Annotated in this window: 8 protein-coding genes; all 8 read right to left on the minus strand. The window is 70.5% G+C overall.

Translation table 11 applies throughout. The annotated features are described in order from the left end of the window. Positions 1–36: 36 nt before the first annotated feature. Positions 37–8,595, minus strand: coding sequence for a hypothetical protein (locus O7620_RS12805; RefSeq protein WP_278123191.1), 8,559 nt, complete (start codon positions 8,593–8,595; stop codon positions 37–39). 566 nt (positions 8,596–9,161) lie between these two features. Continuing rightward, positions 9,162–9,911 (minus strand): YebC/PmpR family DNA-binding transcriptional regulator, encoded by a 750-nt coding sequence (locus O7620_RS12810; protein ID WP_151488368.1) that lies wholly within the window; start codon positions 9,909–9,911, stop codon positions 9,162–9,164. A 260-nt stretch (positions 9,912–10,171) separates the two neighbouring features. Then, positions 10,172–10,774 (minus strand): pyridoxal 5'-phosphate synthase glutaminase subunit PdxT, encoded by a 603-nt coding sequence (gene pdxT / locus O7620_RS12815; protein WP_278123192.1) that lies wholly within the window; start codon positions 10,772–10,774, stop codon positions 10,172–10,174. Positions 10,775–10,776: 2 nt separating this feature from the next. After that, positions 10,777–11,694, minus strand: coding sequence for a pyridoxal 5'-phosphate synthase lyase subunit PdxS (gene pdxS, locus O7620_RS12820; RefSeq protein WP_278123193.1), 918 nt, complete (start codon positions 11,692–11,694; stop codon positions 10,777–10,779). A 136-nt stretch (positions 11,695–11,830) separates the two neighbouring features. Further along, complete coding sequence (locus tag O7620_RS12825) at positions 11,831–12,334, minus strand: hypothetical protein (protein ID WP_151488365.1); 504 nt, start codon at positions 12,332–12,334, stop codon at positions 11,831–11,833. 83 nt (positions 12,335–12,417) lie between these two features. Next, positions 12,418–13,578 (minus strand): glycosyltransferase family 4 protein, encoded by a 1,161-nt coding sequence (locus tag O7620_RS12830; RefSeq protein ID WP_278123194.1) that lies wholly within the window; start codon positions 13,576–13,578, stop codon positions 12,418–12,420. Positions 13,579–13,748: 170 nt separating this feature from the next. Then, entirely contained in the window at positions 13,749–14,681 is a 933-nt protein-coding gene (locus O7620_RS12835; protein ID WP_278123195.1) for a phosphatidylinositol mannoside acyltransferase, read from the minus strand. A 49-nt stretch (positions 14,682–14,730) separates the two neighbouring features. Further along, positions 14,731–15,360 carry a phosphatidylinositol phosphate synthase gene (gene pgsA / locus O7620_RS12840; protein ID WP_278123196.1) on the minus strand — a complete coding sequence of 210 codons (630 nt, stop codon included), beginning with the start codon at positions 15,358–15,360 and terminating at the stop codon, positions 14,731–14,733. Between the last annotated feature and the right edge of the window lie 35 nt (positions 15,361–15,395).

Raw genomic sequence — 15,395 nt, forward strand, 5'->3', positions numbered from 1 at the left:
CCGCCCCGCCGAGCTGCGATACGGGTCGAAAGATATCTACGCCACACGCCGGTTGGGCACGCCGCGCACCACTCCGTTGGTCGCCACCACGGGCCGGTACGTCCGCTGCGATGTGCTCGACATGTACTCCATACTCGACGTGGCGTCGCCTGCCGGCCTCTGCGGCTCACCGTACTGGGAGTTGAGTTGAGCCACCGCCGCAACGGTAAGCCGGTGCGGCTGACCCACGGCAGGTTGCGGCCGCGCTACATCACGTGTCCGCTCGTCCCGTATTGTCTCGTCGTCGCCCGATCCGCCTTCGAAGGACGGCACCAACGGGATGGTCGAGGGAGCGAAGGCCACCTCGGGCGCGCCGGAGGCTGCGGTTTGCGGCGCACCCTGTGGCTGCAGCGTCTCGCGCTGACCTGCGCCCCCGAGCCGCACGACCCGCCCCTCGGGGTCGATCCGATGTCGGGAAACGGTGCCGTCGACGGCGGTGTGCTCGATGTCGACGTAGGTCTCCAACTCGTGCGCTACCTGCCGGCCCACCTGCACCGGACTGAGGCCGACCGGGGGCAGCGTCCGTCGGCCGACGGCCTCCTGCCAGTTGTCGCCGTGCAGCGCGATAACCCGGTTGGTGATTCCGATGTCGATCTTCTGGGCTTCGGTCAGCCGGCGGGCCGCCACCGCGCTCGGCTGCCCGTCGGCCAGCCTCCGCAGCTCGGCCAGCTGCTGCTGCTCGTGTCGCACCGCGGCGAGCTCCGTGGCGGCCCCCAGGCCGGTCAGCTCCTGTTCCGCCCACGCGAGGGTGGCCTCGAAGGTGCGCACGATCGCATGGCCCTCCCGACTGGTCAGCACCAAGCCGGAGGGCGGGCGGCCGGACGACGATCGAGGCCCGCCGCCGACGTCGGCGCGTAGCCGTTGCGCCACCTCGCCCGCCGCCGCGAACTGGTCGTAGCCGTCTCGCCCTACCCTGTCGAGCTGGTCGATCAGGTCGCGTCGCGGGGTGCCCGCCCGAGGGCCCGGCCAGGTGGTCGGGTCGGTGGCGGAGGCCGCGCGCGGCGGCAGCTTCGCCATGCGCTGGCGCAGCTCGTGAACCTCGCCGGCGGTCAGCAGGGCGTAGACGTCGCCGCTGAACGGGTCGCTCCACTTCCAGTTGCCGGACTGGTCGGGCAGCACGATGTTGGCGACCGTACGGCGGGCCACCAGCCGGAACTTGCCGCGCATCTGCACCAGGTAGGTCGGGCCCTGCTGCTTGACGTGCTGCTCGCGGCGGTAGTTCTCGGTATGTGCGGTGCCCTGGTTGTGGGTGTGGTCGGCGCCGGTGCCGGCCTCGCCGGTCGCCGCGTCGCTGTTCCACGGACTGGTCTGGTGGGCGAAGTCCTTGATATGCGTGGCGCCGCCGCCGTCCGCCCCGAGACTCCAACCGGTCCGGGGCGAGTCGGTGGAGTGGGCGAACGACGTGCCGTCCTGGGTCTTGCGTAACGCGCCCGGGCCGTTGCCGCTGATCGGCGCGACGATCTGTAGGTTGGCCAGGTCTCCAACCAACGACATCCGCACCCGGTCGCTGCTGCGACCGGGCAGGAAGATGTCATTGCCGAGCGGATACTCCTTGCCGCCGATGGCCTCGTGCAGGTGCCCCTGCAGGTGCGTGCGGGACAACTCGATTGGCAGCGAGAGGCTGGACAGGAAGGCGGGGTCGTCGGCTTCGCTTCCGACCAGGTCGGCCAGCAGCTTGCGGGCCACGGCCGGTGCGTCATCGAGCAGCGACGCCTTCAGGTAGCCGTCGCCCGGCCAGTCCACGAGCGCCCGGTAGTCCGGCAGGTGCGGGCCCGCCATGGGCCGGGCGTCGCCGATGCTGCGCGGGATCTTCAGCACCGTGGTGCCGGTGAAGGAAGCCCGCACCGGCTGCGCGTGGCCGGCCAGCAGTCGGTAGGTGGCGGTGAGCGGTCTGTTCAGGAACTGCCCCGCCAGGTCGACCCGGCGGACTTCCACATCCAGGCGGTGTCGAACCTCTGCGCGGTAGTCCCCGTTCCAGTCGTAGACGGTCTGCTGGTTGCTCTCGGTCTGCGCGCGGGTCACGCTCGTGTGGCTGCCCGTGCCCACCCTCGCGCCGAGGCCGGCGCCCAGGTTGCCCCGGGGCAGATCGTTCGTCGGGTCGCTGGGATTGTGATGGCCGAGCGACCCCCGGCCGGTCAGCCCGGCGCTCGCCGAATAGCCGAACTCCCGCGACTTGCCCTCGCTGCGGCCGTTGTAGCCATGCGTGTAGTTCTCCAGGCCGGTCCCGGGCACGAAATCGTTCACTTCCGGCCGGGAGACCAACCGGTACTTCAGGTTCACCAGGACGGCGTCGTGCAGCACCCCGCCGATCCGGTTGGCCAGCACGAGGCTGACGCCGTCCTTGTGCAACATGTCCTCGACGAGCGGTTGCTCCCGCCCGCCGGAGAGCAGCGCCTGCAGGGCATCGATGCCGCCCTGTAGCCGTCCGAGGACGGGGCCGTCGTCGTCCCCCCACTCCTCGGACCGCTTTGCCAGCAGGCCGGGCGCGGCCCGTTCCACCATGGCGTGCACGAACGAGAATGCGCTCGAACCCGCCGGGATGCCACGGGCGGGATCGCCATCGAACTTCAGCTCCTGGATGCCGCTGTGCCCCAACGCCTTCGGGCCGGTTCGGGTCAGATAGGGCGGGATCCACCGGTCGGCGAACGGGTTGATACCATGTCCGACGGCAAACCTCGGGAACATTTCGTTGAAGCGCGCCGCGGCGTCTCCGGTGATGTACAGCTCGCCGTTGTCGTGCTTGGCCTTCACCATGCTCGCCCAGACGGCCAGCGGAACCCGGCTCCTCTCCTGGCGCCATGCGCCGAGCTCGGGACGTGACCACATGTCCGCGAACCGGCGGGCCAGCAGCCCTGCGACGGTGTTGCCGCTGAGCTGCAATGTGCCGTCGCCCCAGGACGTCAGGGCGTTGACCAGCAGTTCGTCAGGGACGGGCACCCTGTCCTTGGCATAGGCGGTCAACGCGTCGGGCTCGGAGAGGAGGTACAGCATCGCCTTGTCGGCGAGCGTGTCCTGGCCGGGTCTGCGGATCGACGCCCAGGCCAGCTTGCCGTGCTTCTCGTGCACGGCGTCAACGGTGAAGTCCAGTGTGGTGGCGAACGCGTAGGCACGGCGGAAGTCCAGCTCCAGGAACTCCTTCGCCGCGGCTCGGACGCTGGACTCAGACCGGGCCACGCCCCACCACATGGTGCCACCGGCCGACCCGCGCAGGTCGAGGTTGTCGCTGCGGCGCGACGAGCCGCCAGCGGCGAACGGCAGTGGGTCGAGGTTGTCGCTGTGAGGCGACGGCGACGAGCCGCCAGCGGCGAGCGACAGTGGGATGATGCGGAAGCCCTGGGAGCGGTTCGCCGTCTGGGTCGCCTGGGAAAGCCAGAGTTTGATCTTGCCAAGAGTGAACTGGTCGGCGGTGGAGCCGGCGAAGCGGCTCGACCGCATGGTGGCACCCAGCGCCGCCGACGCGGTGCCGTCGCGCCATATCCCCGGGTCGAACAGGTGGTCGGTGGTGTACTCGCCGTAGAGGATTTCCTTGAGGTGCGAGCGGATGAGTATGTTGCCGCCGAACTTGCTGATCGCGTCGTCGTTGATCTTACCTGGGCCGTGTAGATCCGGCAGGAGCGCGCGGAGCGCGCTGGTCACGCCAGAGCTGTCCACGTACAGGATGACCGCCTGATCGATGACGTCCCTGGCGGTCGGCTGGGCAAAGATGGCCTGGCCGCCCCGGGCAGGATTGTTGAAGGCGGACACGAGGTGCACGGTCGCCATCGCGTTCCTGACCTCGATGGTCCGTGGCATGGTGAGGCTGCTGCTGCTGTAGTCGATGGTGACCGTGTAGTGGCTGGGCAGCCGGAAAATGTCCGCTGGGCCGGGATGCGCCAGCAGCTCAGGCCGGTTGACCATGAGGAAGAGACCCTCGCTGGCGCTGACTTTGCGGAAGTACTCGATGCCCATGGTGTAGCCGCGGAACCACTTGTACCGTGGTTTGTCGCCGTTGTAGCCCACAGTGACTGTGAAACCGGTGCTGGCGCCCTTGCCGCCCCCAGCGCCAGGCGCCGCCCAGTCCATTCCCATGGCCAGGTTCACGCTGTCGTACTCGTTGGTGCGCCGCACGTGATACGGCGAGTGCCGGTTGCCCTCGTGGTCCTCGTAGCCCTGCAGACGCTGCCCCGCCTTGATCGTGATCCGGGCGTGGGAGGTGAAGCCACCCTTGTGGCGCAGAGTCAGGGTGAAGGCCATGCCGTCCTGATGGATCGGGTCGTAGTGGGAGTCGAAGCCGGCCTCCGAGACCTTCTTGTCCAGCAGGTGCGCGTTGTCGACACGGCTGTCCCGCTTGCCCTCACCCGCTGCGAACGGGTGCTCCTTGTCAGGTGCCAGAAATCCGGTGCGCCGCAGTTCGGCCTCTAACCTGGCCTTGATGTCGTTGATCACGGCCTCGTCCACCTTGATCAAGCCGTGGCCCACGCCCTTGCCGTTGAGCACGTGCAACGGCAGCGGCGCCGCGACCGGGTCGTCCGGCTGTGGCGCGGTCCCGCGGACAGCGCCCGGGGCCGGAACGGTGGCGGACTTATCGGTCAGCGCATCCTCGTCGACTGGGAAGCCGTGTGTGAAGGCGTCCGGCTCGGCCATTCGTAGCAGCGCGCTGCCGCTGACCTCCCGTACCGGCCGAGGGGCGGCCTGCGGGCTGTTGGCGACACTGACCGTAGCCTTGTGCTTCAGCCGTACCTGATAGCCGTTCGTGAAACCGGTGTAGCGGCTGACGAGAACCCACAGGCCGGTGCGACCCGAGCCGAGGCTCGTCGAGGTCGACGAGCTGAATGAGGCGTGCGCCATGGCGGTCATCTTCAGCAGCGTCGTCGGCACCAGGTCGGCACCGCCGCTGACGCTCCCCTTCGTCTCCTGGGAGATCGCCTGGTTGCCGCTGACTCCCTCAATGGCGGTGCGAACCTCCTCGATGGGGGCCTCGTTGGTGGTCGCGCCGACCTGCTCGATCGCGGTGTCCCGAGTGGTGCGGACGGTGACCTCGGCGAGTTCGTGCCCGCGGTCGGCGATCGTGAAGCGGTAGCCGTCCTTGTGGTTGACGGCCTTTTTCAGGTTCGTGTCGAGATTCGACAGCTTCTGCCACAGTTGGCTGCGCTGTGGACTGCCGATCGGCAGGGCGAGCCCGGCCTCGCGCAACTCCGCGACGATGTTGTCGAACAGCTTCGGCAAGTCGGTGAGCCCGGCGGCGGCGAGGGTGTCGGGCAGCCGCCCCTGGCGCGCGACGTGGTTCTTCAGCAGGTCGAGGTGCTCGTTGTGCCGATGCAGGTCGGCATGGTGGCGGCCGAGCTGTTCGTAGTACCGGCGCTGCGCGTCGTTCCAGGCCCGGAGGTCGGTCTCGTGCTGCATGGTCTGCTGGGGCGTCGGGTTGTCGGGCAGTGCCGGCCTCGGCGCCGCAGGTCTACCCGGTGCCACCGGCGCCGGCCCAGCGTCGTCGCCAGCCGAGGGCGACCGCACGGTCACCGTTTTGTCCGGCGCGGCGCTCAGGTAGTGGTCGTTGACCCACAGCAGCAGCTTTTCCTGCGCCGGGCCGTCGACCGCGTGGTGCGGGACGTCCTCCCAGCGCACGGTGGGGTCGGTGCGCAGCTGCACCCGCCAGTTCGGCACGTAGGCCAGCAGCGTGGAGGAACCCCGGTTGATCTCCACCATTCCGGTCTCGGCGTCCTCCACGGTGGTGAGGGACTTCGACACCTTGTTCATTGTCGCGTTGAGCGCCACGCTGACCTTGGCTACCTGCGCCGGGCCCGGGCCGACGCCGAAGCCACCGCTGATTGCGGCGTTGGCGTTGGTGACGCCCATCGTGCCGGAGTGCGTGGTGCTGTGGGTGCCGGTGAGGAAGCGGCCGTTGATCGTCTCGTTGCTGTGGAAGCCGCCGTCAGGCTTGGCCGGTGCTCCACCGGCGCCTTGCGCCCCGCCTCCGGTGGCCGATTCCTCGGTGCCGCCGGGAAAGGCGCCGCTCTGCGACGAGGGACGATCGAAGGAGCCCGAGGGGTTGGCGACCTTCCACGGGTGCGTCGGGTCTATGGTGATGAGCGCCTCGGCCCGACCCAGTCCGATTATCGCCCCGCCGACCAACTGCGGATAGTTGTTGAGCAGTTCCTGGCCCAGGATGCGCAGCCGCTCGGGCGGCACGGTAACCCCCGCAGCCGCGCCCAGGTTCTTGACCATCTCGTTGACCTGCGCCAGATGTGGCAGGCCGGCCTTCGGCACTCCGAGGGCACGCACCGCGGAATGCGCCTGCACCGGCTCGGCCAGGCCCACCATGACCTGGTCGCCACCATGGACGAGCACCGAGGCGAGCACCGCCGGGGCCGCCCGCCCGGGCGACGCCACGGCTGCCGCTGCCGGTTCGACGGCATGCCGGATCGCCTCGCCGGCGCCCATGCGCATCCGGACTGGGATCGGGAATGCCATCCTGTATGTACTGCGGCCACCGGGGCCAAGCGGCTGATGCTTCCCGTCGACGCGCTGGATCTCCAACCGGACCCGGGTGTCGTAGACGCCGTACCGGCCGGAGTCGTCGCGCATCAGCGTGTCGCCCGAGCGGAACAGGTTGCTGAACACCGAACCGGCCCACCCGCTCACGTCACCGCTCGGGGCGGTGGTGGGGGCCTGCGGGCGGACCGGAGGCTGCTCGCTGGCATGTGCGAGCCGGCCACTCTCGGCGATCGCACGGATCCGCACACCGGGTGGGTTGGTCCCCGGCACGTCCGTCCAGCCGGCCAGCATCTGCGGCAGATGCTCGGTGAGCCGGTGGGCGAAAAAGTCGTACAGGTTCTGGTAAGTCGGGCTCGCCGCGGTGAAGTCCGGGAAGACCGACTGGACCAGTTCGGCGGCGCCGTGCAGCGGCGCGCCGGCGCCCTCGACCTCCACGACGCCGAGCGGCTGCTGCTCGGTGAAGACCAGATCCGTCGGTAGGCCGCGGCGGTTGTGCGGAGCCGTGTAATCGTCGGAGAGGTGCCATTGCAGGCCATTACGCACGGTGAACCGGGCGCCCGGAGTGCCCGTCGACGGGTTGTGCACGTCGGTGACGTCGGTGACCGAGAAATGCACATCGTCGATGTGCCGGACCTTCGGCTGCACCGGCCGGTGCAGGGTGAGCGCCTCCCTGGCAAACGCGCTGATGGTCGTCCCGAGCTGCGGACGCTGCGTCGGCGCGAGCGAATAGCGGCTCCAGTCGCCGTAGTTGACGGCCCGCACGATGATCTCGCGCGGTACACCGTTGCGGGTGAACCGCAGCCAGTAACCCTCGCCGAAGAACTGCTCCGGCTGGTTTCGCAGCGCCGCGGCGAGCGCGTCGAGCGCAGGGCGGGGCAGCCCGCCCTGCTCGCCGATGTGCCGGGCGATCGCGTCCACCAGCTTGAACGCGGGCCGGTCGCGTCCGGGCGTGACCGGCATCGCCTTCGGCAGCATGCGCTGATCGCCGAACCTGACGGTGCCCGTCGGCACGGGCGGCCGCGACGTGTCCTTCTCCAGCCACGGGCGGCGGTCCTGGCTGGCCAGCCTCGACTCGCGCACGGGTGTCGGCAGGTCCGCGTTCTGCTCCGGTGGGTTTGGGATGGCCCGGTTGCGCTGCTCCAATCGGCGCAGGTAAGCCCACTTCTCCGCCGTGGTCGGCCTGGGGTTGCCCGGCAGCGCGGTGCTGCTTTCGGCCCAGACGCGTGCCTCGTCCAGGGTCAGCGGCCGGGTCCGCTGCCCGGTGAGGTCGCGCAGCGGACCCGCGAACTGCTCCTGCTCCATCCGGGTAACCAGCTCGGTGACCCGGCCCACAGCCGGCATGCGCGGCTCGGGCAGTCGCTCGACGACGGGTTCCGACGGCCGGGGCGCCGGCCCGGCGTCGCGGCGAGCCTCGATCAGGCTCTCGACCAGGTCGAGGTAGCGCTGCCGGAGCCCGCCACGCGGCTCGGCGGCGGCCTCCGCCGGAACTGGGTCGTCGAACGTGCCCATCAGCGAGCCGGGGATGTGCAAGAGCCCTTCCGGCTCGCCGGGGTGGCGGTTCTCCTCGCGTAGACCTAGCTGGTGGCCGAGCTCGTGCGCGTAGGCCTGGCCGGTCAGGCCGGGCCGCCATCGACTCTGCGTTACCTGCTCGTGCCGGTGCGACAGGTCGACCTGCAGGTGCGCCGGCCCCTCGGTGACCGGTTCGACGCTGACCTTCAGCGTGCCGTGCCTGCGGAAGCGGTGCTCGGGCCGATTGAAGTGCTCCTCCACGCCGTTGCGCACCGACCGCCAGGTCTCGGCCAGCTCCGCCGCGCTGACGGTCGCGTCCGGCACCATCCGCACCTTCACCGTCAGCTCGCTGACCGGCCGGCCGTGCTCCGTACGAAACACCGCGTCGAACGCCGCGCGGGTCCGTACGCCGGTAAGCGGGTGCACCCACACGGCATCGACGTCGAGCACCTCGGTCGGTTGCTCCTTCTGCCGCCCGGCCAGGGTGTCGGCCACGGCGCCCTCGGCGATGACTCGCTCGACGGTCGGGTCTGATGGGGGCGGAGACAGCCCCAGCGTCGGTCGATAGTCAGTCATGAGTGCGACGGGGGCGGGGGCTCACCTGATCCACTCTGGTTCCTAAGGTCGCACCGACAATGTTTCGCCTATGTTACGCCTATGTTCCTCAGCAAATAAGTACCCTTCAGGAGGTCAATGGCGAGCATGAGGTGCCGACCAGGCGGCGGACCCGTCGACGCTCACCGGTCTACGCGGTGCTGGTCGGGGGGCGTGCCCGTTCGCCGCGATCGCGACTGGGCCTGGAAGCTGGAAGCTGGAAGCTGGAAGCTGGAAGCTGGAAGCTGGAAGCTGGAAGGGCAGGTCAGCGCCCGGGCACCCGATCGAGAGCCCCACGCCCCACGCCCGCTCAGCGCGAGGCAGACGCGCCACGTGCCGCACGAGTTCTCCGGGCACGGGGGAGCCCTCTCGGAGACTGATTCCGTAGCAAGAACCTGTCTACCGAGAGCTCCGCGTCCTCACACCACGCTGTCCGCTGTGGACGCTGCCCGCGCCATCCCGTACCGCGTTCGCATCCTCGAACACACCGCACTGCCCGACCATCTGTCGCAGCTCGGTCGCAGTCGTGCCGGGCAGGTCGCAGTCACTCAGCCGATTTGTGCGAGCGTCTCGTCGGAGACGTCGAAGTTCGCGTAGACGTTCTGCACGTCGTCGCAGTCCTCCAGGACGTCGATCAGCTTGAAGATCTTGCGCGCGCCCTCCTCGTCCAGCGGCACGTTCATGCTGGGGATCAGGGAGGACTCGGCCGACTCGTACTCGATGCCGGCGTCCTGCAGGGCGGTACGAACCCCGATCAGGTCGGTCGGCTCGGAAACCACCTCGTACGCCTCACCGAGGTCGTTGACCTCCTCGGCGCCGGCGTCGAGGACGGCCAGCATCACGTCGTCCTCGGTGGTGCCCTCCTTGGGGACGATCACCACGCCCTTGCGGGAGAACATGTACGACACCGAGCCGGCGTCGGCGAGCGACCCGCCGTTGCGGGTGAGCGCGGTGCGCACCTCGGTCGCCGCGCGGTTGCGGTTGTCGGTGAGGCACTCGATGAGCATGGCCACGCCGTTCGGGCCGTACCCCTCGTACATGATCGTCTGCCAGTCGGCGCCGCCGGCCTCCAGGCCGGAGCCGCGCTTGACGGCGCGGTCGATGTTGTCGTTCGGCACCGAGCTCTTCTTCGCCTTCTGGATGGCGTCGTAGAGCGTGGGGTTACCGGACGGGTCTCCGCCGCCGGTCCGCGCGGCCACCTCGACGTTCTTGATCAGCTTGGCGAACATCTTGCCGCGCTTGGCGTCGATGACGGCCTTCTTGTGCTTGGTCGTCGCCCACTTTGAGTGGCCGGACATCTTCTACCTCCGTCTGTCATTCCACGCCTGCGTCGACTGCCGCACCGATTCCGCGCCTAATCCGGCGATCCGGCGGCCGGTCGGTCCCGCGGGAGATGCCCGCGCCGGGCCACGGCCCTGCCGAACCGCGGCAATCTTACCGAGGTCGGACCCCGGCATGTCACACCCGGGACCCGCCCGGGGCGGCGGCACGGCGCCAGGGCACCCTCAGACCAACGGCCCAGGCGCCCGATCCATGCCCGCTGGCCGGAGTCGGCCGCTCAGGCGGCGCGGACCAGCTCCGCGAAGTACGCGTGCACGCGCAGGTCGCCGGTCAGCTCGGGGTGGAACGAGGTGGCCAGCAGATTGCCCTGCCGTACCGCCACGATCCGGTCGGCGGCCGGGCCGCCGGTCACCGTGCCGATCACCTCGACACCGGCGCCGACCCGCTCGACCCACGGCGCCCGGATGAACACCGCGTGGAACGGCTCGCCTGGCACCCCGTCGATCCGCACCGGCGCCTCGAACGAGTCGACCTGGCGACCGAACGCGTTGCGTCGCACCGTCATCTCGATGCCGGCGAAGCCGCGCTGGTCGGGGCGGCCGTCCAGCACCTCGGAGGCCAGCATGATCATGCCGGCGCAGGACCCGTAGACCGGCATCCCGTCGGCGATCCGCTTGTCGATCGGCTCGCGCAGCTCGAAGATGTCGGCGAGTTTGCTGATCGTGGTGGACTCGCCCCCGGGGATCACCAGGCCGTCTACCGCGTCCAGCTCCCCCGGACGGCGGACCGGGCGGGCGTCCGCACCCACCGCGGTCAGCGCCGCCAGATGCTCGCGGACGTCCCCCTGAAGCGCGAGCACACCGATGGTGGGACTGCCCATGCTCACCAACCCCGTTCGGCCAGGCGGTGCGGCTGCGGGATCTCGTCCACGTTGATGCCGACCATCGCCTCGCCCAGACCACGCGACACCTTCGCCAGCACGTCCGGGTCGTCGTGGAAGGTGGTGGCCTTGACGATCGCGGCGGCCCGCTGGGCCGGGTTGCCGGCCTTGAAGATGCCGGAGCCGACGAACACGCCCTCCGCGCCGAGCTGCATCATCATGGCCGCGTCGGCCGGGGTGGCGATCCCGCCCGCGGTGAACAGCACCACCGGCAGCTTGCCGCTCTCGGCGACCTCCTTGACCAGCTCGTACGGCGCCTGCAGCTCCTTGGCCGCGACGTACAGCTCGTCGGCCGGCAGTGCGGAGAGCCGGCGGATCTCCTGACGGATCTTGCGCATGTGGGTGGTGGCGTTGGAGACGTCACCGGTGCCGGCCTCGCCCTTGGAGCGGATCATCGCCGCGCCCTCGGTGATCCGCCGCAGCGCCTCACCGAGGTTGGTCGCGCCACAGACGAAGGGGACCGTGAACGCCCACTTGTCGATGTGGTTGGCGTAGTCGGCCGGGGTCAGCACCTCGGACTCGTCCACGTAGTCGACGCCCAGCGACTGGAGGATCTGCGCCTCCACGAAGTGCCCGATGCGGGCCTTGGCCATCACCGGGATGGAGACCGCCTCGATGATCCCGTCGATCATGTCGGGGTCGCTCATCCGCGACACGCCGCCCTGCGCGCGGATGTCCGCGGGCACCCGCTCCAGGGCCATCACCGCGACCGCGCCGGCGTCCTCAGCGATCTTGGCCTGTTCGGCGTTGACGACATCCATGATCACGCCACCCTTGAGCATTTCGGCCATGCCGCGCTTCACACGAGCGGTGCCGACGACGGGGGTGGTGCCGGTGGTCGGTGCGGTGTTTTCGGGCACGGGTCATCGCTCCTCGAACGCGCTGTGGGGGTGGCAGCGAAAATGCTACGCGTGGCGCAACGCCGCGCCGACAGCCAATCAGACCCCCGGTGGCCTGCGGTGTGGCACTGCTCACCGGTCCGCCGCGACCGCCGGGTCAGCTCGCGGGCACGTCCGTGGGCACCGTCAGGGTCGGGTCGTCGATGTCGAAGTACCGCGGCCACTCCCGGCCCCGCCCCATCCGCAACAACCGCACCAGCGGGCGGCTGCGCGCCGAACGGGCGTCGCGGACCAGGTCGGTGTGCACCTGCCGGGACAGCGCCAGCCGGCGACTGGCGGCGATGACGGCCCCGCAGTCCGGATCGGCCGGGTCCAGCCGTACCGAGCGCAACTGGCGGGTCAGGTCGTTCTCCGCCGCCTCCCGCTCGTCCGGGTGGGCGTCCAGGGCGATCCGGGCCGCCGCGTACAACTCGACCCCGAAGCGCCGCTCAGCCAGCACGGCGGCCGCCGCCGCCCGGCGCAACAGGTGGGCGTCGAGAGCCCGCGCCGCCAGCTCCGCGCGGCCCTGCAGCCGCTCGACCCGCCCGGCAGTCCAGATGAGGTACGCCGCGACCAGCCCCACGACCACGCTCGCGGCCACCACCCACCACATGTGCGGCATCGTAGTGCTGCTCCGTTTCGCCTCCGATTGGGCGCGGCCCCGCCGGTCCCCCGGTCACCGTCCGCACCATGCGTCACACCGGCTCAGCTCAGCCCCACCCATTCCTGGTCGATGACCCGCCCGTCGGTTGCCTCGATCGCCGCTGCGTATACCTCCATCACGCGGCGGGCAACCACCGGCCAGTCGAAATTCGCCACCACCTGATCACCGCAGGCGCTCAGGGTGGCCCGGCCGGCCGGATCGTCGAGCAACTCGGTCAACGCGTCGCGCAACCCCACCGCATCCCCGGTCGGGAAGAGCCGCCCGGCCCGGCCGCCGTCGAGCACCCGCCGGAACGCGTCCAGGTCACTGGCGACCACCGTCGTACCGGCCGCCAGGGCCTCGGTGAGGATCATGCCGAACGACTCGCCGCCGGTGTTCGGCGCCACGTAGAGGTGCACGCTGCGCAGCATGCGCGCCTTGTCCGGTTCGGTGACCAGGCCGAGGAACGTCACCCGCTCGTGCAGCTCCACCGGGAACTGGTCGTACAGATCGTCGGGGTCGCCCGGGCCGGCGACCAGCAGCCGCAGCCCGGGGCGGCTGTCGGCCAGCGCCACGAACGCATCCCGCAGCACCGGGAAACCCTTGCGGGCCTCGGTGAACCGGCCCAGGAAACCCACCGTGCCGCCGGCACCCGGTGCGCACTCCCCCGGCCAGCCCGGCAGCGGCTCGGCGTCGGCGAACTTGGCCACCGCCACCCCGTTGGGGATCTCCACCGCGCCGCCGTCCATGTGCTCGACCTGGACCTTGCGGGCCAGCGCGCTCACCGCGATGCGGGCGGTAATCCGCTCCAGCACGATCTGGAGTACGCCCTGCGCGGCGGCCAGCACCCGCGAACGGGTCATCGCGGTGTGGAACGTGGCCACCACCGGCCCCCGGGCGGAGAGCACGGCCAGCAGCGACAGGCTCAACGTGAGCGGCTCGTGTACGTGCAACACGTCGAAGTCGCCGTTGGTGATCCACCGCCGCACCCGGGCCGTGGAGACCGGCCCGAACGCGATCCGGGCCACCGAACCGTTGTACGGCAGCGGCACGGCCCGCCCGGCGGACACCACGTACTCCGGCAACGGGGAGTCCTCGTCGGCCGGGGCGAGCACGCTGACCTCGTGGCCGAGGGTGATCAACGCCTCGGCGAGATCCATCACGTGGTTCTGCACGCCGCCGGGGACGTCGAAGGAGTACGGACACACGATGCCGATCCGCATGCGTCAGCGACCCCCGTCCGCGACAGCGGGACACCACCTCACGGCGCCCACCTCGCTCGCGACCGTGGGGCTCCGCCGCGCTGCGCTCCTCGCGCTCACCGTGCCAACCTCGCTCGCGACCGCGGGGCTCCGCTGCGCCGCGTTCCTCGCGCTCACCGTGCCCACCCCCTCTAGGCCCGACCGGAGGACGGCGTGGGCGACCCCGTGCCGCCGGCCGGCGCCCGCTGGTCCAGCCACATCCGCTGCAACATGTGCCAGTCTTCCGGATGGCGGGCGATACCCGCCGCCAGACGGTCGGCGATCAGCTGCGTCAATGATCGGACGCGCTGGTCCAAAGGCCCCACCTCGGGACTCTGAACCGGCAGCGGACCGGCCAGCGACGCGCACGCCGCGTCCGGTTCGTACCACATCGAGGCCACGTAGAGCGGCGCGCCGGTGTGCAGCGCCAACAGGGCCGGACCGGCGGGCATCCGGGTCTTCCCACCGAAGAAATCCACCTCCACGCCCCGGGCGGAGAGGTCACGGTCGGCCAGCAACGGCACCACCGCACCGGCACGGAGGCGGTCCAGCAACACGTCGAACGCCGGCCGCGGTCCCCCGTGGGTCGGCAGGATCTCCATCCCGAGGACCTCTCGGAAGGCCGTGAACCGCTTGTAGACGCCCTCCGGTTTCAGCCGCTCCATGACCGTGGTGATCGGCCAACCGGTGGCCGCCACCCAGGCACCCGCGGCATCCCAGTTGCCGGCGTGCGGCAGCGCCACCACCGCGCCCCGGCCGGCGGCGACGTCGGCGGCGAGCAGGTCGGCGCCGTCGAGCCGGAACCCGGACAGGATCTGCGACCGGCTCAGGGCGGGCAGCCGGAACGCCTCCATCCAGTACCGGGCGTACGAGCGCAGGCCGCGCTTGACGAGATCGTCCAACTCGGCCTCGGGCAGCTCCGGGCCGACCACCCGGCGCAGGTTCGCGCGCAGTCGAGCCGTACCCTTGCCGCCGCCGCGATGGGCGCGGTCCGCGCCCGCCTGGAACGCCGCCGCCACCAACGGCCGGGGTAGCGCGCGGACCACCCGCCACCCGGCGACGTAACCCAGCTCGGTGAGGTTCACGCGACCGGGCCGCCGGTCGCGCGCCGAGGCGCCGTGTGCGCCCGTCCCCTCACGCCTGGCCGTCCGGCTGGAGCTGCTGCGCCTGGCGGTAGACGTGTGCCATCCGCTGCCCCACCGTGAAGATCGACACCGCGGCGAGCAGCCAGAGCGCGATCTCCAGCGCCGGCTTCACGCCCACGCCGGTGAGGATTCCGCCGACGCCGACGATCAGCAGCCGCTCGGTGCGCTCGGCGATGCCCACGTTGCAGGTCATGCCGAGCCCCTCCGCGCGGGCCTTCACGTAGGAGACCAGGCTGCCGGCGGCCAGGCAGACCAGCGCGGCGGCCACCCCGGAGTGGTCACCCTCGGTGGCCAGCCAGTACGCGACCGCGCCGAAGACGGCACTGTCGGCGACCCGGTCCATGCTCGAGTCGAGGAACGCCCCGAACCTGGTGGAGCCGCCGCTCATCCGGGCCATCGTCCCGTCGAGCAGGTCGGTGAGCGCGAAAACGGTCACAATCAACGCGCCCGCGAGCAGGTGGCCGCGAGCACCGAAGCCGAGCGCGCCGACGAGCACACCAACGGTGCCCGCGACGGTGACGGCATTGGGGGTGACGCCCGCGCGCAGAAGGGCACGGGCAATCGGCTCGACGACGCGGGTCATCCCCGCGCGGGCCGACACTTGGAAGATCTTCGCCATGGCGGTCCCCACGATAACGGTCTGCCCAGGTCCGG

Source organism: Micromonospora sp. WMMD710 (assembly GCF_029626045.1).
GTDB lineage: Bacteria > Actinomycetota > Actinomycetes > Mycobacteriales > Micromonosporaceae > Micromonospora.